Source organism: Pedobacter nyackensis (assembly GCF_900176505.1).
In the GTDB taxonomy this organism is placed as follows: domain Bacteria; phylum Bacteroidota; class Bacteroidia; order Sphingobacteriales; family Sphingobacteriaceae; genus Pedobacter; species Pedobacter nyackensis.
The window spans coordinates 1-19,342 of record NZ_FWYB01000009.1; the positions used below are offsets into that span (position 1 = coordinate 1).

At 38.2% G+C, this 19,342-nt stretch carries 16 protein-coding genes; 12 read left to right on the forward strand and 4 right to left on the reverse strand.

Annotated features, from left to right (window positions below; genetic code table 11):
- Positions 1-153: 153 nt before the first annotated feature.
- The 3 genes from B9A18_RS16020 to B9A18_RS16030 are packed head-to-tail and all read right to left on the reverse strand — an operon-like array spanning position 154 to position 1,361.
- A complete protein-coding gene (locus tag B9A18_RS16020) occupies positions 154-372 on the reverse strand; it encodes an integrase core domain-containing protein (RefSeq protein ID WP_317048246.1) in 219 nt (72 codons plus the stop codon).
- Positions 373-399: 27 nt separating this feature from the next.
- The gene (locus B9A18_RS16025; protein WP_084290402.1) at positions 400-996 is read right to left on the reverse strand and encodes a DDE-type integrase/transposase/recombinase; all 597 of its coding nucleotides are present in this window, start codon (positions 994-996) and stop codon (positions 400-402) included.
- The gene (locus B9A18_RS16030; protein WP_084290404.1) at positions 993-1,361 is read right to left on the reverse strand and encodes a transposase; all 369 of its coding nucleotides are present in this window, start codon (positions 1,359-1,361) and stop codon (positions 993-995) included. Before B9A18_RS16030 ends, B9A18_RS16025 begins: the two co-directional genes overlap by 4 nt.
- Positions 1,362-1,656: 295 nt before the next feature.
- Between B9A18_RS16030 and B9A18_RS16035 the strand changes: the two genes are divergently transcribed.
- The 10 genes from B9A18_RS16035 (at position 1,657) to B9A18_RS16080 (ending at position 16,535) form a co-directional block, all read left to right on the forward strand.
- Complete coding sequence (locus B9A18_RS16035; protein WP_084290405.1) at positions 1,657-2,235, forward strand: RNA polymerase sigma factor; 579 nt, start codon at positions 1,657-1,659, stop codon at positions 2,233-2,235.
- 81 nt (positions 2,236-2,316) lie between these two features.
- On the forward strand, positions 2,317-3,435 hold the full coding sequence (locus tag B9A18_RS16040; RefSeq protein WP_084290406.1) for a FecR family protein: 1,119 nt from the start codon (positions 2,317-2,319) through the stop codon (positions 3,433-3,435).
- A gap of 119 nt (positions 3,436-3,554) precedes the next feature.
- On the forward strand, positions 3,555-7,010 hold the full coding sequence (locus B9A18_RS16045) for a SusC/RagA family TonB-linked outer membrane protein (RefSeq protein ID WP_084290407.1): 3,456 nt from the start codon (positions 3,555-3,557) through the stop codon (positions 7,008-7,010).
- Between the two features lie 12 nt (positions 7,011-7,022).
- Positions 7,023-8,519 (forward strand): RagB/SusD family nutrient uptake outer membrane protein, encoded by a 1,497-nt coding sequence (locus tag B9A18_RS16050; RefSeq protein ID WP_084290408.1) that lies wholly within the window; start codon positions 7,023-7,025, stop codon positions 8,517-8,519.
- A gap of 73 nt (positions 8,520-8,592) precedes the next feature.
- Positions 8,593-9,792, forward strand: coding sequence for a thioredoxin family protein (locus B9A18_RS16055; protein WP_084290409.1), 1,200 nt, complete (start codon positions 8,593-8,595; stop codon positions 9,790-9,792).
- A 31-nt stretch (positions 9,793-9,823) separates the two neighbouring features.
- Positions 9,824-10,987, forward strand: a complete 1,164-nt coding sequence (locus tag B9A18_RS16060) for a TlpA family protein disulfide reductase (RefSeq protein ID WP_159452674.1) — start codon at positions 9,824-9,826, stop codon at positions 10,985-10,987.
- A 61-nt stretch (positions 10,988-11,048) separates the two neighbouring features.
- Complete coding sequence (locus B9A18_RS16065) at positions 11,049-11,597, forward strand: SRPBCC family protein (protein WP_084290413.1); 549 nt, start codon at positions 11,049-11,051, stop codon at positions 11,595-11,597.
- A gap of 37 nt (positions 11,598-11,634) precedes the next feature.
- Complete coding sequence (locus tag B9A18_RS16070) at positions 11,635-14,583, forward strand: M16 family metallopeptidase (protein WP_084290415.1); 2,949 nt, start codon at positions 11,635-11,637, stop codon at positions 14,581-14,583.
- A 132-nt stretch (positions 14,584-14,715) separates the two neighbouring features.
- Positions 14,716-15,876, forward strand: a complete 1,161-nt coding sequence (locus B9A18_RS16075; RefSeq protein WP_084290417.1) for a TlpA disulfide reductase family protein — start codon at positions 14,716-14,718, stop codon at positions 15,874-15,876.
- A 206-nt stretch (positions 15,877-16,082) separates the two neighbouring features.
- A complete protein-coding gene (locus tag B9A18_RS16080; protein ID WP_084290676.1) occupies positions 16,083-16,535 on the forward strand; it encodes an SRPBCC family protein in 453 nt (150 codons plus the stop codon).
- Positions 16,536-16,748: 213 nt separating this feature from the next.
- On the opposite strand, the gene B9A18_RS16085 is transcribed toward B9A18_RS16080, so the two are convergent.
- Positions 16,749-17,174 (reverse strand): HIT family protein, encoded by a 426-nt coding sequence (locus tag B9A18_RS16085; RefSeq protein WP_084290419.1) that lies wholly within the window; start codon positions 17,172-17,174, stop codon positions 16,749-16,751.
- Between the two features lie 167 nt (positions 17,175-17,341).
- Here B9A18_RS16085 and B9A18_RS16090 point away from each other — a divergent pair, with 167 nt between their 5' ends.
- Together B9A18_RS16090 and B9A18_RS16095 are read left to right on the forward strand one after the other, a co-directional pair.
- Positions 17,342-17,911 (forward strand): RNA polymerase sigma factor, encoded by a 570-nt coding sequence (locus B9A18_RS16090; protein WP_084290421.1) that lies wholly within the window; start codon positions 17,342-17,344, stop codon positions 17,909-17,911.
- A 92-nt stretch (positions 17,912-18,003) separates the two neighbouring features.
- Complete coding sequence (locus tag B9A18_RS16095; RefSeq protein WP_084290423.1) at positions 18,004-19,131, forward strand: FecR family protein; 1,128 nt, start codon at positions 18,004-18,006, stop codon at positions 19,129-19,131.
- The last annotated feature ends 211 nt before the right edge of the window (positions 19,132-19,342 follow it).

Below are 19,342 nucleotides of genomic sequence, written 5' to 3' on the forward strand. Positions count from 1 at the left end.
TTCTGCAGGATAATCTAACCTTGCCATTACTTCTTTGTTCATCGAAAACTTAGTTTTTTCTCAAAAACTGTAAAGTTATAGACGGATAAGACCCTTTACTTTTTATTACTGATTATTTTTTACAGTAATTTTAAACGGTTTCTAATTCTTTTTTTAACACAATGTTATGTTTTGTTGTGGGGTTTGTAGTTCGCAACTAAAATGGGGTCTGATATTGTTGTATTTAGCTATAGCCATATCTACGGCTATTATTGCCTCATTAAAATTTCCAAATGTTTGATAAAGGTCGAATTCTACTTTCAAAATGCCGTTTACGCGTTCTGCAATGGCATTGTCATATGGATTTCCATCCTGGGTCATACTGATTTTAATGTTGCTTTGCTTTAATAATTTGACATACTAGTCACAACAATATTGGATTCCCCTATCAGAGTGGTGAATAAGCGATCTGTCTGGGAATATCCTTGAATTAAAGGCCATTTTGAATGCTTTGATACAACTAAAGGCTTTTAAATCCCGGCTTAAATTGTAGCCTACAATTTTCCGGGAATAAGCGTCAGTAACAAGAGAAAGGTAGATAAACCCCTTTTTAGTTCTCAGGTAGGTGATGTCGCTTACCCATATTTGTTCTGCTCTTTTACTCTCTTTTCTTTGTACCAGATCAGGCCATATCTTAAAATGATGATGAGAATTGGTTGTTCTTGCATACCTTTTCTTTTGTTTGATAAGCATATTGTTTTCTCTGAGCATGGTAAATAAGGCATCTCTACCTAAATCGATATCATGCAGTTCCAGGAAATTTTTTAGCATAAAGTGCAATTTAATCCCGCCGATTTTAGGCATATCAGTTCTTATTTTTCGAACCTTCTGCAACACCAGCTCGTACTTGATTGCTTTTTGATCTTTGTGTTCCTGAATATGATACCAGGCTTGCCGGCTTTTACCAAACAGCTTGCAAATAGTTAATAAGGAAATATTTTGATATACTACTTTCATTTGGCAGGCGGTTTGGTACCAGACTTTTTTGCAATATTTACCCCCGTTTCCTGCTCATAATTACTGATCATCATTTCCATAGCTGTAATTTTTAGTTTTGCCAGGGCGAGTTCTTTAGTTAAAACATCATCATTAGATGGGGCTGTTATACTTTGCTCCTCAACAGGAGGCGTACTGGAATCAGGGTAATGCTTTCTATACCAACGCACAAAATGCCCTATGTTGTCCCTAGTTAGATTGTATTTTTCTCCTATTTGACGTGTGCTATAATTTCCCGCAAGATATTCTCTGGCAACAGCAATTTTAAAACTGTCTTCGTATGTAGGAATACGACCTTTGCTTACTCCTTTTCGTGGTTTTTCCATTAATTTATTAAAGTTAAGGGTTAGCCCGCGATTTGTAAGGCAAAATCAGGAATCGACATACTGATTAGGAATCAACACCAGGATTATGCAGGGAATATGCAACGATTAGCGAGCAAATAGAACGTCAACATACATTCATGGCGTATAAGATTAACGTAATATGCGTCAGGAATAAATAACCTAATTAATAATTCTGTTCCTGCTTCAAAAATGAATTAGTGGAGTAGAGGGCAGTGTTGTTTATTTTTGTAATTCGAAATATTTTTCTAATATTAGGATTAAGTTTTGTCTAAAAATGGGGGGCTATAGTAAGTATACTGATCAGGATTTGACCGAATTTCTTCGGGATGGGGATCGAATGGCATATACTGAAATCTATAACAGATATAATCGGCTGTTATATCTGTTCGCCTATAAGCGTTTGGGTAACCGGGAAGAGGTAAAAGATCTTATACATGAAGTGTTTCTCTCACTCTGGTTAAATCATCAACATGTAAATCTCACTTATAGTCTATCAACCTATTTACATACTGCAGTGCGAAACAAGATTATTGATCTTATAGCTCATAAACAGGTTTCTGGTAGATATATCGAGACGTTTAACAATTATGTACAATCAGGTCAGAATACTACTGATCATTTGATCCGGCACAATGAACTATTAGCCTTAATTGAAAGCGAGATTCAGGCACTTCCAATAAAAATGAGAGCCGTTTTTGATTTAAGCAGAAAATCAAATTACTCCCGAAAAGAGATTGCTGAAGAGCTAGGTTTATCCGAGCAAACGGTTAAAAGTCATATGCAGCATGCGCTAAAGATTTTAAAGGTTAAACTCGGTTCTTTGATGGTTTTGGTATTCCTTATCGATCCATAAAATTATTTTTACTTTTTTTTAACCCCTCCGTAGTACTTGGCCGACTAACAACTAAATATTCCAAAAAAAAAGTTGTTAGATATGAATGGTGAAGGACTAAAAGAATTATTAGCAAAGTATAGAGCAGGAGATTGTACGGAAGGGGAAAAGATCTTGTTAGAGAATTGGATCTCTAACGTAACTTATCCCGAATATCAAATTTCAGAGGAAGACTTACAACAGGACCTATCCGAAATAAGGAGTAGTCTTCCGCTGGTTAAAACAATTAAACTGTGGCCCCGAATTGCCGCTGCAGCATCCGTTATTTTCCTATTAGGGTTCGGAATATACTTTTATAATTACAATACTTCCGGAGAAATTAGAGAGTCTGAACTTCGTGTAAGTGATATTGGTCCGGGAGGCAATAAGGCGTATCTGACCTTAGGTAATGGCAAACGTATAGCTCTTACTGACGCCAACAATGGTGCACTGGCAAAGCAATCTAATATGGAAATTATTAAAGCTGCTGATGGTCGCTTGATTTATAAGATGAATGGTGAAGCACAAAAATCTTCAGGTTTGACTTATAATACGATCGAAACACCCAATGGCGGTAAATATGAAATCACGCTTCCTGATGGAACACATGTTTGGTTGAATTCCGCTTCTATATTGAAATATCCCGCATCGTTTGCCTTATTAAAGGAGCGAAGAGTTGAGTTAAAAGGAGAGGCTTACTTTGAAGTTGCTCATAATAAAACTGTTCCGTTTAAAGTGAGCTCTTCAGGTCAAACTGTTGAAGTCCTGGGAACGCATTTTAATGTTAATTCTTATTCAGATGAGGGTACTATAAAAACAACACTTCTTGAAGGTTCAGTGAAGGTATCGCTTCCAGGTTCGAAAGATTTCAAGTTACTTAAGCCCGGCGAGCAGGCTGATAATAGCGGTGGCAGCATTGAGATCTCAAAAGCCAATACAGATCAGGCAATGGGATGGAAAAATGGAGACTTTGTATTTAAGGGGGAAGATGTGAAAACCGTTATGCGCCAGCTGGCAAGATGGTATGATGTTGAAATAGAATATAAAGGGAATGTTTCGGATATAGGTTTTGTAAGTACGATCTCAAGATCAAGAAAATTATCCGAAGTAATTAAAGTACTACAAGCAACAGAGGGTGTTCATTTTAAAATTGAAGGAAGGAGGGTTTTAGTTATGCCTTAAACAATATTTAAAAGGCTATCTGAAAACAATCGGGAACGTTGACGCGTCCCCGATCAAAAGTCAGAAAGCCTCAATAACAATGCTTGGAAACATATTTATCAACTTAAACCGACGTATAAATGTACAAATTTTACAATAAAATCTGGTATAGTCTGACCAACTGTACCATGCGTTTCATAGGAAATATTCTATCGGAGGCATTTTCAGGGTGTCATTTAAAGAAATGGATAATGAGGATGAATTTAATAATTATTACGCTATGTATAGCCAGCTTACAAATCGCATTTGCAGCTCATGCGCAAAGTATAACCTTAGTTAAGAAGAATGCTTCGCTCGATGAAGTTTTTCAGGAACTTAGAAAGCAAAGTGGTTACGATTTTGTGATTACCAATGTGCAGATTAAACAAGCAAAACCGGTAACCATTCGGGCAGATCGTGAAGAATTGGTTGCCGTGCTGAACAAGTGTTTTGACGGACAGCCATTTACTTACTCAATAGAGAATAAAACGATTATTGTGATTCCCAGAAAAAGTTCCCTCTCCCGGGAAGCAAAAAAAGCTATACGTGGAAAAGTAACAGATGGTAAAATTCCCTTAGTTGGTGTATCAGTTAGAATTGATGGAACAAACAGTGTGACGATGACAGATGCCAATGGGTATTTTGCTTTAAACCTGGTACCTGGCACTTACCGTATTGTTTTCAGCTCGGTAGGCTACGAAAGCAAACGCATAGAAAAAGTGGTAACCAACGACGAAGATAGCGAAATGAACATTGTCTTAAATGCCGTGGTTGCACAACTTCAGGAGGCCATTGTAGTAGGTTACACCACTAAGAAACCAAGCGAAATTACTGGTTCATTACAAACATTTACAACTAAAGCGCTTGAAGGCGTAACATCCAATAACCTGATATCCATGTTAAAAGGGAAGATCGCCGGGATGTACATTACAGAACCTTCCGGTGATCCGAATAGAAAATCAACATTTGTAGTACGTGGACAAGGCACATTACCCATTGAATTTAATCCCAGGGTAACCAACAACCTGAACCCCTTAATTGTAGTAGATGGTATCATTTACGCAGACGCGATGTACCCCAGCGATATCGTTTCCAACACAGATATAGAGAGCGTCACTTTGTTAAAAGATGCTGCCTCAACGGCTATTTATGGTTCCCGTGCCAGTCAGGGAGTTTTGGTGATCACAACTAAGCAGGGGAAACCCGGCAGGGCCCAGTTAGATATTAACAGCACCATCGGTGTAAGTAAAAGGTATATGGGCAAAATCAAGTTCATGAATAGCCGCGAACTCTACGATTATCAACGCAAAATGCTGATCAACTCTTTTGGTATAAACAATGAAGGATTAACGCAGCCAAACTACCTGGCAAAATACTTGCCTCCAGAATCTGAATTGAACAACTTTACCGATTGGGATGACCTTTTTTATAGAGATGCCCTGACCAAAAATATTGATGCTGGTCTTTCTGGTGGAACTGATCAAACCCGCTATTACTTTGGTGCAAACAGATACGATGAACAAGGTGCTTTAAAACAGAACGACTTGCAAAGAACCAGTGTAAAGTTACGTTTGGATCATAATATCACGAGGAAGTTAAGTTTTGGCGCCAATATCAGCACCATCTTCGATAAGGGAAACACGAGCCCTACTAGCGGTGGACGCAATGCACTGTTACCTTGGTATACCCCATATAATGCAGATGGTACGCTTAAAGAAACTCTGGCGGTAGATACCTATGGTTACCCGATTGATAACCCTATTTACGACCTCCAATACAATAGTAACGTAAACAAAACCCAACAGCTAAACAGCATTTTTAGTGCAAGATATAAGCTTACAGATTGGATCACTTTGTCTTCAAACAACTCTTACAGTACAAGTTTCAGTAATAGTGAGAATTATCTTGACAGGCTATCATTAGCTGGTCGTTATTACAAAGGTGAACTGACACAGCGAAAATTAAGTTCAAATTCATTCATGACCTCCAACCTCATTACTGCTAACAAACAATTAGGTGTTCACAATGTTGGTGGTTTGGCTGGTTTTGAATACAACAAAAGCAATTCCGAATATAACGGGCTGGCTGTAAGAAATCTTCCTACAGGAATTAAAGTACCTTCTGCTGCTGCAGAAGCCGCTAACAGTTTCAATGGAAAATCTTATGAGGGAGAGCGTTTTACAAGAGGTTCCTACTCCATTTTTACAGAAGGCAACTACAACTATAAGGAAAGATATTTCGCTAATGCTTCCTACAGGATGGATTATTCTACCAATTTCGGAATTGAAAATAGGGCTGGACATTTCTATTCAATAGGTGGCGCCTGGTTAGTAACGAATGAAAAATTCCTGCATAACAATAAATATCTAACCAGCTTAAAACTTAGAGCCAGTTATGGCACCAGTGGAAAAGTGGCTGGAGAAGACTTTTTAACGGAAAGCTTTTACAACTTTAGCTACCAGTATGGCGGACAGCCGGCAGCAGTAATTAACCAATTGGGTAATAAAAGCATCACCTGGGAAAAGGCCTTTATCCGCAATTTTGGTATTGACCTTGAATTGTTCAAAAGGGTTAACATGACTGCTGATGTTTATCAGAAGCGCAATACCAACTTGATTCAGCGTGTCGGCACTTCAGCAGTTCTGGGTGTGCCAAGTCAATATCAAAATATTGGAGAAATTCTTAACAAAGGAGTGGAACTAACCTTAACCAGTAGAAACCTTGTTGGGGCCTTCAGCTGGACAACTAGCTTTAACTTCACTTACAATACCAATAAAGTTATTAAACTCTATAATGGAACCATTTTGTATGGAAATGCAGGGACTATTAAAGAAGGAGATGACATCAACAGTGTCCATGTTTTTAAGTGGCTGGGTGTAGATGCGCAAACAGGACTTCCACAATTTGAACGCGTTGAGTTTGATGCAGCGACAAATACAATTAAAAAGGTAACTGTAAATAAATACGATGATATTTTTACCGGTATGCAACCCGGCGACGATATCATGCGCCAATTTCAAAATGTAGGAAACAGCACACCTAAATATTATGGTGGTTTGCAAAATACATTCGGTTACAAAGGTTTTGAATTATCTGTTTTATTGAATTTTGCGACAGATTATCTGGTATATAACAATTCACGAAACACATATTTCTCGGCAGAGGGAAATAACATCCTTCAATACAACCAGATTAAACCGGCAAAAGGACAGGTGATATGGGAGAAACCGGGCGATCAAGCGACTGAACCCAAGTTATTCAGAAATCGCATGGACGGCGCTGATAATCCCACCTCAAGAACATGGGAAGATGCCAGTCACATCAGAGTACGTAATGTCAGGCTAACCTACAGTCTGCCAGCTCAATTGATCAGCAGGGCAAAACTGACCAGGGCCAATGTTTTCATCAGCGGAGATAACCTTTTCATCTTTACTAAAAAAGGATTCTATGGTGTTGATCCCGAAGGCGGTACAATGGGGCAGTCAGACAACTATGGTATAGGTGCCGGCTATGGTGCCAGCAGAAAGTTCCTTTTAGGTTTACAGCTATCATTTTAAACCCAACTTATTATGAAAAAGTACTTATTATTAATATACATCTGCATAACGGCCCTATCGATGTCGGGCTGCAAAAAAGCAATTGATGAAGACATCAAACCTTCGAATGATAAGACTGATTTCGAAGTGCTTAAAACCCTGGATGGATTAGCTACAGCCACCAATGGCAGCTACTCTTTACTTGTTACCCAAAATGCAAGGGATTTTCCTTATGATCTGACTTGGTTTCACATGAGTGAATTTAAAGGTAATAACCTGTTTGCGGTTACTCAAGCCTACCCTCAATACAGAGATGATGGCTATACCTACACAAACTCGCCAATACAAGGTGTTACACCGAGCTTTTGGAAAATGTCGTATCGGATTATATTTAGTGCCAACAAAGTTATTGATGCCATAGAAGACGGTAAAGGGGTTGAGTATGATCAGTTTAAAGGAGAGAACTATTTTATTAGAGCAATGGCCTATTTCAATATGGCACGCATATATGCAGCCCCATATTATCAAAATAATGAAACCAACCTGGCTGTACCGCTTACATTGAGTGCTGATATGGACAAAAGTTATAAACCGGCACGTAATACTGTGAAGGAAGTATATGCACAGGTCATTGCTGATCTTGAAAAAGCAGCTACATTAATGACCAAAGTAAAATCTAATAATTACGCTTCTAAAGAAAGTGCCTGGGCTTTATTATCTCGTGTATACCTTTACATGAGCGGTACAGCAACTCAACCGAACACTGGGTATTGCGACAAGGCCATAGAATATGCCGATAAAGTAATCGCCTCTCCCCGGTTTACTTTGGTACAGGATCAGGATTACGCAACTGTTTTTGCTAAAGACAGCAGAACGAACAAAGAATTTATATTCGCCTTTAGTCATGATCCCGCTAACGGAAACGTGATTAACGAATTTCTAACACCAAAAAATTTCTACGGTTACTATATTAATGGGGAATATGCGGCTTCTCCGGATTACATGGCAATTTTAGATCAGAACGTAGCCGATTTAAGACATAGTTTTGTAAGAGCCGAGAATGATCCCCGTTCTCCAAATCGTTTTACGGTTACAAAATATGATTTCGAACAAGTGGATGCAAATGGGTACAGCACGCAATCCAAAAGTGCTACCTGCTATCTGCGTTTGGCCGAAATGTATTTGAACAAAGCAGAAGCATTGGCCAAAAAAGGACTTAACTCGGATGCACTTGTTCCATTAAATGAAATCAGGAAAAGGGCAAAGGCTCCAGAATGGACAACGTCGAGCCTGGCAACAGCGAATATGACCGCTTTTCAGGCTACTTTAAATGAGCGCAGGTTGGAACTTGCATGGGAAGGACATGGAACCTATGATGATTTTCGTAACGGTTTACCAATGAAGCGGTTGTATACCGATTATTTTCACACCACACCGCTCACTATCCAACCTACAGATAAACGTGTACCCTATCCTGTACCTTTTGAAGAGATCAAAATGAACGGTAATTTAATACAAAACCCAATATAAAAAAAGAACCAGTATTAGCCTGAGCTTTGGCGAAGGCTAATACTGATTTTCATACAAAAAAACAGAAAACAACATGAAAAGACTATTAATCGGACTCAGCTGCTTTGCAGCACTGTCTGTATCAGCTCAAAACCGAGAAATTGCTTTTAAGGAAGCCGATTGGAAAACTCAGCTCGCAACTGCAAAAAAAGAAAATAAACTCATCTTCTTTGATGCTTATACCTCCTGGTGTGGTCCATGCAAAATGATGGCAAAAGATGTTTTTACCAGAGACAGTGTTGCAGACTTGTTTAACAGTACTTTTCATAATGTGAAATATGATATGGAAAAAGGTGAGGGACCTGGCCTGAAAGATAAATACAATATAACGGGATACCCTACCTACCTGTTTATTGACGGTAATGGAGAAGTAGTCCATAAAATTGTTGGCAGTATGTCGGCTCCCGAATTTATAAACGAAGCCAGCAAAGCACTAACACCCGAAAACACTGCTTATGGACTTGCCAAAAAGTTTAACGGCGGCGATCATTCAGATGCAACTACCCTCGCTTATCTTGATGCGCTTGAAAAAGCCTATGAAAATGATAAAATGGGCAAAGTAGCCAAAGTGTATTTCGACAAACTACCTAAAGAAAGTTTGACAGATGAAAACAATTGGAAACTTGCGGTAAAGTATTTAAATAATCCTTCGTCGGAAGCGTTTGCCTATCTTTTTGCAAACCGGGCAGAACTTGAAAAAAAATATGGCGTAAATGACGTTAACATGTATTTGCAAAGTACAATGTATATGGCTGTCTATTCAGTTAAGAGAGCTTATGAAACGAAAGGCGATATAGCCAATGCGAAAGAAATTGCTGCAGCGATCAGAAAGATACAGCCGAAGTCAACACCAGACGGCAAATATATGTTTGCGCAATTAGACCTTGTTGAGTTTGCAGCAGTAAATGCATGGGATAAATTTATTGGAAAAATAGATGCAATTTCGAACGACAAGGACTTTCCTCGTAAAGCAGATTTCATTGTAGGCGCAGCTAACGATCTGGTAACGGCAGCACCGAAAAAAAATATTCCAGCAGCTAAAAAATGGGCTGATCAATTGGAAATGAGTAAACCTGAACTTTTTACCAGCATCCAGGTGGCAGACCTTAAAAAAAGAATACTAAATAAACAGGGAAAAGTTGCAGAGGCTAAAGCAATGGCGGCTAAAGCTGATAAACTAAGAAAAGAAGCTCAGGAAAAAGGACAGATGACGCCTCCAATAATGAATGACTAAAAAACAACTTAAAAATAAAATACAAAACACCATGATAAAAAAAGGTTTAACACTGGCAATTGCCGCGTTGTTAATGATAAGTAGCAGCTTTGCCCAAAAAAAAGCAAAAACCGTAACATTTACCGGAACAGTTAAGTTTCGCGATCCTACAAACAAATATCCTATTTACCTTGGTCAATATGTAGGCGAAGGTTTTTCACGAACTTTTAAAGCATTGGACAGTACTAAATTAGATGCAAACAACAAATTTTCATTTAAGGTGCCTGCCGACAAGCCTGACTTTTACGACGTACAGGTTTTATATTCTGACTACTTAACTTTCTGGGCGGATAAAGATAATATCCATGTGAATCTACGGGGTATTGATACGGCCAAAATGCCAGTTAAGAACCCTCCGTATATTTACATGGAAAATACTACAGCTAATAACGATCTGATTAATGATGTAAACCTGGCTAGGTACCTAAATTATCAAAGTTCGATTGCTGTTGGACAAGAGCAGTATCAAGCCAGCCTTGCGAAAGAACCAAAATGGATTAAGTATATGGAAAATGGTTTCGATCAGGTGGATTCTGATATGGAGTATAGAGTTAAATATCTGATTCATAAATATAAAGATCAGCCGGCGGTTTTGTATGCGCTGGATTTCCTGAATCCTGAAAAACACCAACAATATATACTGTCTACCTTAGACTATATCACGAAAAAACACCCTAACCTGACACAGGCAAAAAAAAGGAAACAAGGAATTCTGGCAGAATTAGCACAGGCAGCGAAAATTGCCAACGGTCAAAAAGCGCCAGACTTTGCTTATCCAGATGTAACTGGTAAAAAATGGGGCCCTAAGGACTTTAAAGGTAAATACCTGATTATTGATTTCTGGGCATCGTGGTGTGGCCCTTGTCGTCAGGAAATCCCTCATCTAAAAGAGGTGTACAAAAAATATAAAGATAAGGGCCTGGAAATTTTAGCGGTTTCCGTGGATGCTAAAGAGGCTGACTGGAAAAATGCAATGGCCGAAGAAAAAATGATCTGGCCACAAATCAATGCCAAAGAGTCTAAACCGGTAATGGCATCTTATTTATTCAACGGCATACCTTATCTGGTTGTGGTTGACAAAGAAGGAAACATCATTGAGAAGAACCTGCGTGGGGAAAGCCTTGATGCAAAATTGAAGGAAATATTCGGTATGTAAAAAGAAATCCAGGGGTTGATGGGCAACCCCTGCTTATTAATCAACTAAAAACTAAATTAAAATGAAAAAAATATATAGTGCATTGTTTGTCTTAGGATTTATTTTACTGGCAGGTTTGAAACCTGCCAGTGCACAAGAAATGGGAGGAGCACAAGCAGCTCGTTGGGATGTAACGAAACTTGCAACAGTAAATGCCGATCAGGCTACGGTGTGGGAGTTGATTTCTAACCTGAAAAATATTCAGCTATACGCAAAGGGATTTATTAAATCCGTAGAAATAAAGGGGAGTACAGTACCATTTGATCGGATAATCACTTTTGAAGATGGTACTACGAGAACGGAGCAAATAGATCAGGTGATGCGTGAATACAAATTCCTATCGTATCAAATTAAAGCGGAATCTTTACCTAAAGGGTTAAAGGATGTATCTATTGGATTGTTTACTAAGTCAAAAGGCGATTCGACGGAAGTAAGCTGGCAGGCCTTGATTGAAGGATCCAACGAAGCAAAAAAAGCATTTAAAGAGCAACTTTCCGTAGAGTTTGAAAAATACGCATCAGGATTGACGGACTTGATTAAGAATTCTACTCCTGCAGCAAAAATGAATTAGAGACGATTTAAATTTTCAATTCTTAAAACAAATATAAATGACGTTAATTAAACGCCTGGGACCGCTTGTGCTTTTTTTAAGCATATCGAGCCATATACAAAGTACGTTTGCCCAAGGTAAATATGAATGGAAACAAGTATCGGCAGGTGGGTATAACTACAAATACGTAACTAATGATCCTATGCAAACCCGTTTTTATAAGCTTAAAAATGGGTTGACCGTGATGCTCAGTCCTAATAAGAAGGAACCACGCATTGCTGTAAAAATCGCCGTAAGGGCAGGAAGTAATACCGATCCGAAAGATCATACCGGTTTGGCGCATTATCTTGAACATTTATTGTTTAAGGGGACCGATAAGTTTGGTTCTTTGGATTGGAACAAGGAGAAGCCTTTGCTAGATAAGATTGAAGGTCTGTACGAACAGTATAATGCAACTAAAGATGAGGATAAACGCAAGGAGATTTATAAAGAAATAGACAATGTATCTGGTGAAGCTTCGAAGTATGCTATTGCTAATGAGTATGATAAGCTAATGACTTCAATAGGTGCACAAGGGACTAATGCGCATACCTGGGTGGAAGAAACGGTATACGAAGAAGACATTCCTTCAAATTCTATTGATAAATTTCTTAAGATTCAGGCAGAACGTTTTCGTAACCCCATTTTTAGAATTTTTCATACAGAATTAGAAGCCGTTTACGAAGAAAAGAACCGTAGCCTGGATAACGATGGTAACAAGATGAACGAGGCGATGCATTATTATCTTTTTCCAACACATAACTATGGTCAACAGACCACTCTTGGAACTATCGATCATTTAAAAAATCCTTCACTAAAAGCAATTCGGGAATACTACAACCAGTATTATGTGCCTAATAATATGTCTATCATCATGTCGGGCGATTTTAACCCCGATGAACTGGTAAAAAAGATCGATGCGCAGTTTGCTTACATGCAGCCAAAGCCAGTTGCAGAATACAAACCAGCTGCCGAGCAGCCCATTACTGAAGCAATAGTAAAGGATATTTATGGTCCGAGCGCTGAAAATATGCGCATTTGTTTTAGAACCCCTGCAGAAGGGACGCGTGATGCTTTAATGCTTCAGTTGATATCCAGTATTTTATCCAATGGTACAGCCGGGGTGTTTGATTTGAACCTTAATAAGCAACAAAAACTTCAGAGCGCGGGTGCGGGTATGCAGCAATATAAGGATTACGGTATATTTATTTTATTTGGCACACCTAAGGAGGGACAAAGTTTAGAAGAAGTAAAAAAAATATTGATCAGCCAGCTTGATGTTTTAAAGAAAGGGGATTTTGACGAGGCGCTGATCAAAGCGATTGTTGCCAATGCTAAATTGTCGGAAATACAAAACCTGGAGCAGAATGGTGCACGCGCCAACGCATTGATGAGTGCATTTATTAGTAATAAAGGTGAAGGATGGAAACAGAACGTTTCCTCCTTGGATGAACAAGCCAAAATCACCAAACAAGAAATTGTGAATTACGCTAATAAATTCTTCGGCGAAGGTTATGTGGTGTTATATAAACGCAAGGGAGAAGATAAGAATATTCTTAAGGTAGAAAAGCCTGCTATTACACCGGTAGAAACAAACGCAGGGAAACAATCGGATTTTGTGCGTATGATCAACAACATGCCGGAAAGTCCTATAAAACCGCAGTGGTTGGATTTCAAGAAAGACATTCAAAAAGGAAAAGTTGGTAATGCTGATCTGTTCTATGCACAAAATAAAGAAAATGAATCGTTTCGTCTGTTTTATAGCTTTGATATGGGCAGTTGGAATAGTAAATCGTTGCCTTTATCTGCCGCCTATTTGTCTTTTTTAGGAACTGACAAATATACTGCCGAAGCAATCAGCAAAGAGTTTTACAACATTGCCTGTAGTTTCAGCATGAATACCAGTAACGAACAAACAACGATTAGTATCAGTGGATTACACGAAAATTTTGAGAAAGCAGTAGCCCTGTTTGAGCATATTATTGCCAATTGCAAAGCAGATGAGGACGCCTTAATTTCCTTGAAGGGCCGAGTGATGAATGATCGTGCAAATAATAAATTGAGTAAAGAAATGATCATGTACGGGCTAACCAGTTATGCTACATACGGCGCTAAAAATCCATTTAATTATACTTTAAGTAATGAGGAAGTAAGCAAGCTAAAGGCAGAAGATTTGGTTGGTGTTTTGCACAATTTGATGAATTACAAGCATTACTTAATCTATTTTGGCCCTAAATCTAAAACAGAGATTACCGCTTCACTCCTTGAGCTCCATAAAATGCCGGCTGAGTTTAGAACTTATGATGCGGGGTTGAAGTTTGAGCGTATGAAACAAATGGAAAATAAGGTCTTGTTTGCCGATTATGATATGGTACAGTCTGAAATTAAATGGGAAAGGAATGCATCCAAATATGATCCGGCGATTGAACCAACGGTTGATTTATTTAATGGGTATTTTGGAGGAGGTATGGGCTCTGTTGTGTTTCAAACGATACGAGAGTCAAAAGCCCTGGCTTATTCTACTTTTGCAGCTATGGCAACACCAAATAAAAAGGAAGATCCTTTCTCTATCACTGCATATGTAGGATGTCAGTCTGATAAAATGAACGAAGCCGTTAGTAGCATGAATGAGTTGTTGAATGTTCTGCCTTTATCGGAAAAGGCATTTGACGCAGCTAAAAAGAGTCTCTTGCAAGATATCGAGACGCAGCGCATCACTCAGGATGGACCAATAGGAGTTTACCTGGCTGCCCAAAAGAAAGGCTTGAATTATGATATTCGTAAGTATAAGTACGAGACCTTACAAAAGCTCACTTTTGATAATCTCAGAAAACTTCATCAGCAAGAACTTGCTAACAAGCCTTATGCTTACTGTGTGGTGGCTTCTGATAAGCGCGTTAAAGTCGAAGATCTGAATAAGATTGGAAAAGTAAATAAGTTAAGTTTGGAAGATATTTTTGGTTACTAAGCGTATACTGGCATCAAGTTCTAGTCTTTAGGAATATTTTTTTGGAAAGAAAACTAAAAAAAGATGCAGTAAACGAAGGACAAATAAGGCCACCAATGATGAGAGATTAATTAACAAAAAAACATAAAAAAAATGTATAAAAAAGTAGCAGGATTAGTTTTAGCCGTAATACTTACAATGAGTTCATTGTATGCACAATCAGGGAAAAGTATTACGGTAAAAGGGAAAGTTAAATTCCCCGATCCAACAGGGAAATATAAAATCTATTTAGGTCAGTATAAAGGGGACGGTTTTAATAGTGCATTTAAGGCAATGGATAGTGTGGCTTTAAAGCCCGATAATACTTTTTCATTTACCATTAAAACCGATAAGCCTGATTTTTATATAGTTAGGGTTTACTACATGGATCAAATTGAATTTTGGGCAGATAAGGAGAATGTGAGTATGTCGTTCCGGGGGATTGATACCGCAAAAATGATCGTTAAGAATCCTCCGTATATCTTCATTGAAGGTTCTCCGGAAAATGATGTGGTTAACCATGTGAATTTTGCTTTTCACAGGAACTATCAGAATATGATATTGCTTTACAATCAGCTTTATAAAGCTGAACAAGTGGCAAAGGATTCAATATGGACTGTTCATGCGAAAATCCTTACCGACAGTTTGTCTACAGATTTTTCTTCCAGAATTAAATTACTTGCCAAAATGTATCAGAACAGTCCCGCAGTGCTGTATGCTTTGAGATATTTACGATGGGAGAGGGATGGCGATCTGATGATGAATGCGCTGGATAACCTGGCGAAAAAATATCCTAAACTGCCACAGATTAAAAAGCAAAAGGCTGATCTTTTAGCAGATATTGCACAAACTAAGAAAATTGCGAATGGCATGCCTGCCCCAGAATTTGCTTATTCCGATTTAAATGGAAAAAAATGGGGACCTAAGGATTTTAAGGGAAAATACCTGATTATTGATTTTTGGGCATCATGGTGTGGGCCTTGTCGCCAGGAAATACCTCATTTGAAAGAAGTTTATAAAAAATACAAAGACAAAGGTCTGGATATTTTAGCTGTATCGATTGATGCCAAGGTTAATGATTGGAAAAAGGCTTTAAATGAAGAGAAAATGCCATGGACGCAGGCTCATGCTCCTGAATCAAAACCGGTAATGAGTTCATATTTGTTTAGCGGTATTCCATACCTGGTATTAGTAGATAAGGAAGGACGAATTATTGAAAAGAACTTGCGTGGAGAAAGCCTTGATGAGAAATTGAAGGAAATATTCGGCATCTAAAAGGAAGTTCAGGGGGGATAACATTTTATACAGCAAATAAATAATAATTCTATAGCCTGTCGCAAATTGACTGTAAATTGTCGTATTATCCCCCTTTCCATATCTGTTTTTACCAGCATCTTTGTTAGGAGATAGTGGAGCAGCTACCACAGACAAAACGGGCGAGCCGAAAAGCCAAACGAGTAGGAATACAAAAAAATGATTTTATGTCAGACAACAAAGTTTCATTGCACAGAATGATTAAGAGCTCTCCTGAAAAGGTTTATCGGGCCTTCACCGATGCTACGGCGATTGCTTCATGGTTGCCGCCTTATGGCTTTCTTTGTACAGTACACGATATGAACGTTCAGATAGGTGGTACATTTAAAATGTCGTTTCACAATTTTACAACTGGTAATGGCCATTCATTTGGCGGAGAATATCTGGAGATCAAACCCAATGAGTTTCTGAAGTACACCGACAAATTTGATGACCCCAATATGCCTGGTATAATGACTACCTCTATTTGGCTTAAAAAAACATTAGTAGGTACAGAATTAAAAGTACTGCAGGAAGGAATACCTGCTGTGATACCAGTCGAAATGTGTTATCTGGGCTGGCAGGAATCACTGGAAAAGCTCATTAAACTAGTTGAACCTGAAATATCAGATGCTGGATAGTTTTGTCCAGTTACTCTCCAGGAATGGTCTCAGTACGAAAGGACACTCAAAGGGAGATAATAGGACCATAATAGGGTACTCAGAGGGTCGGAGCTCCTTTGAGTACCCTTTAAGTAACCTCTCTAGTACCTATAAGGAAAACCGTAATCTTAGACATAAAAGGCCTTTAAATCGTAAGATTTAAAGGCCTTTTATTTTATTGAAATATTTAAACTACAGTTCAGCTTTAATCTTCTCTATAATTCCTGCGTATTCAACATCAGAAAGTGCAACTTTTTGTGGGTTCATTTCAAAAACACCACCAAATCCATATCCATCTTTATATTTAGGGACAATATGCATGTGCAAATGAGATAAGGTATCAGCATATGCGCCATAGTTGATTTTATCGGGATTAAATGCAGTAGCAATCGCCTTTGCTACTTTTGCAACATCTTTCATAAATGCATTACGTTGCTCGTCGCTCAATTCATGAAACTCAATTCCATGGTCTTTATAAACTACATTACAGCGACCTGGATGCGATTGTTCTTTAAATAAAAACAATTGGGATACTTCTAAATCTCCGGTTTTAATCATTAAACGATGTAAGGTTTCATTGTTTTGGCAATACAAACATTCTGAAATAGGTGTAGGCATAATATTGTTTTAGATAAATAATTGATTTAATTTTTAGCGATTAGCAAATTAACAAATACTAGGGATAGTTGCCCTATGCGGGTATTCTTTTAGATTCAAGTCTTTTTGTTTAGATAAATATAAAACCTGTATAAAAAATGTTACATTAGTTCTCAGGAGAGGTTTTCATGTTATCTTATAGTACATTTTCAGATTCAGAGCTGATCTCTATGTTGAGGTTAAGTAACCGGGCTGCATATACCGAAATTTATAAAAGGTATACAGCAGTGCTATACAGTCATGCTTATTCAAAGCTTCAGGATCGGGAAGAAGCAAGGGATGCTATTCAGGAGCTCTTTACCACCTTATGGTTAAAGCGAGAAAACATTTCTATTGAAACCAATTTATCTGGATATCTTTACTGTGCTGTTAGAAACCGCGTTTTAAACACGATTTCACACAAACGTGTAGCCTCTAATTATTTTGTAAGTATTCAGGAAGATTTCAATAGGTTCGAATCAATTACCGATCATCGGGTTCGGGAAAATGAACTTGCCTTCCTGATTGAAAAGGAGATCGCGTCCCTGCCCCCAAAAATGCGGGAGGTGTTCGAATTAAGCCGTAAATCGAATTTGTCCCGTAAAGAAATCGCAACGCAGCTTAATCTCTCTGAAAAAACGGTTAAAAATCAGATTAATAATGCATTAAAAGTGTTGAAGCTAAAGTTTGATTCTATTTTAACGCTGGTGATTTTTTAAATTTATCATTATTTCAACTTTTTTTCATTTTCATCTGGGCCCTAAGCCCGAGTTGCTTGTCTTTATTTTAATTAGACGCTAATAAAAACTTTATGCAAAGCACGAAAGTAAAAGAATTGTTGAACAGGTATCTATCCGGTGATTGTAATGAAGAAGAAAAAGCTTTAGTAGAAACCTGGTACCTTAAACATGAAGTAGCAAACCCAAAAATATTGTCTGAGGAGGAGTATGATACGGATGTCCGTATTATTCAAGACACCCTTGATTATAAGCCAGGAAGAACTACCCTTTGGACGCGCATCTCTATTGCAGCATTAATTTTGTTTACTTTATCGGCCACATTTTATTTTTATTATGAAGGAAAACAGGATCAACAGTATGTTCATAAGGACCAAACCGATATCGGTCCTGGAACTGATAAGGCCACGTTGACGCTCTCTGATGGATCTAAGATTAGTTTGACCGATGTTGAGAACGGAGAAATTGCTACGCAATCAGGTTTAAAAGTTGCTAAAACAGCAAGTGGACAAATTGATTACACGGTACTTCCAAATAACAAAGAAGTAAAGTCCAGTCGGATTATTGAGTACAATACGATCACAACACCAAGAGGAGGGAAATACCAGATCCTGCTGCCTGATGGAACCACCGTGTGGTTGGATGCCGCGTCTTCATTAAAATACCCTGTTCAATTTGCTGCTAATGAGCGTAATGTCGAATTGGTAGGTCAGGCATATTTTGATGTGGCAAAAGATAAAAATAAACCTTTCAAGGTACGGAGTGGTAAACAGCAGATAGAAGTATTTGGTACACAGTTTAATGTCAATGCTTATTCAAATCAGGCTGCAATCCTGACAACTTTGCTGGAAGGAAGTGTGAGCGTGAGTCTGAATGGTTCAAAAACTGGAAAAATGTTAAAACCTGGTCAACAGGCTGCATTAGAAGATCAGCATTTTCAGATTAATGAAGCGGATGTTGAAGAGGTTATTGCCTGGAAAAATGGATATTTTGCATTTGAAAAAGATGATGTCCGTACCGTGCTGAACAAACTGGAACGATGGTACGATGTGGATATCATTTCTGATCACAGTTTTGGTCAAATGAAAATCGGAGGAACAATTTCCCGCTCTAAAAGCTTATTAGAAGTGCTTAGGGTACTTCAATTAACAAGAAAAATTAAATTTAAAGCTGAAGGAAGGAGGATTGTCGCTATGCCATAATTCTACTTAGCGTAATTCACCAAAAAATAACCAGGAGCGTTGTCGCGCTCCTGGTATCTAGTAGTGTGGATTATTGGTTCTATATCTCGTATTTAAAAAGTTATCAACCTAACGTGATGATGAGACGGCTCTGACACTGTGTTCATCTTCATTAACCCAAACTTACCAAATGTATGAAATTGTATGATTTTAATTCATATAGGATCCCCTA

Bases quoted from the DNA above. Each gene is read 5' to 3' on its own strand.
- B9A18_RS16075 (WP_084290417.1), top strand. From the start codon at position 14,716: ATGTATAAAAAAGTAGCAGGATTAGTTTTAGCCGTAATACTTACAATG.
- B9A18_RS16060 (WP_159452674.1), top strand. From the start codon at position 9,824: ATGATAAAAAAAGGTTTAACACTGGCAATTGCCGCGTTGTTAATGATA.
- B9A18_RS16080 (WP_084290676.1), top strand. From the start codon at position 16,083: ATGTCAGACAACAAAGTTTCATTGCACAGAATGATTAAGAGCTCTCCT.
- B9A18_RS16050 (WP_084290408.1), top strand. From the start codon at position 7,023: ATGAAAAAGTACTTATTATTAATATACATCTGCATAACGGCCCTATCG.
- B9A18_RS16095 (WP_084290423.1), top strand. From the start codon at position 18,004: ATGCAAAGCACGAAAGTAAAAGAATTGTTGAACAGGTATCTATCCGGT.
- B9A18_RS16045 (WP_084290407.1), top strand. From the start codon at position 3,555: ATGTACAAATTTTACAATAAAATCTGGTATAGTCTGACCAACTGTACC.
- B9A18_RS16035 (WP_084290405.1), top strand. From the start codon at position 1,657: ATGGGGGGCTATAGTAAGTATACTGATCAGGATTTGACCGAATTTCTT.
- B9A18_RS16070 (WP_084290415.1), top strand. From the start codon at position 11,635: ATGACGTTAATTAAACGCCTGGGACCGCTTGTGCTTTTTTTAAGCATA.
- B9A18_RS16025 (WP_084290402.1), bottom strand. From the start codon at position 996: ATGAAAGTAGTATATCAAAATATTTCCTTATTAACTATTTGCAAGCTG.
- B9A18_RS16030 (WP_084290404.1), bottom strand. From the start codon at position 1,361: ATGGAAAAACCACGAAAAGGAGTAAGCAAAGGTCGTATTCCTACATAC.
- B9A18_RS16065 (WP_084290413.1), top strand. From the start codon at position 11,049: ATGAAAAAAATATATAGTGCATTGTTTGTCTTAGGATTTATTTTACTG.
- B9A18_RS16090 (WP_084290421.1), top strand. From the start codon at position 17,342: ATGTTATCTTATAGTACATTTTCAGATTCAGAGCTGATCTCTATGTTG.
- B9A18_RS16085 (WP_084290419.1), bottom strand. From the start codon at position 17,174: ATGCCTACACCTATTTCAGAATGTTTGTATTGCCAAAACAATGAAACC.
- B9A18_RS16040 (WP_084290406.1), top strand. From the start codon at position 2,317: ATGAATGGTGAAGGACTAAAAGAATTATTAGCAAAGTATAGAGCAGGA.
- B9A18_RS16055 (WP_084290409.1), top strand. From the start codon at position 8,593: ATGAAAAGACTATTAATCGGACTCAGCTGCTTTGCAGCACTGTCTGTA.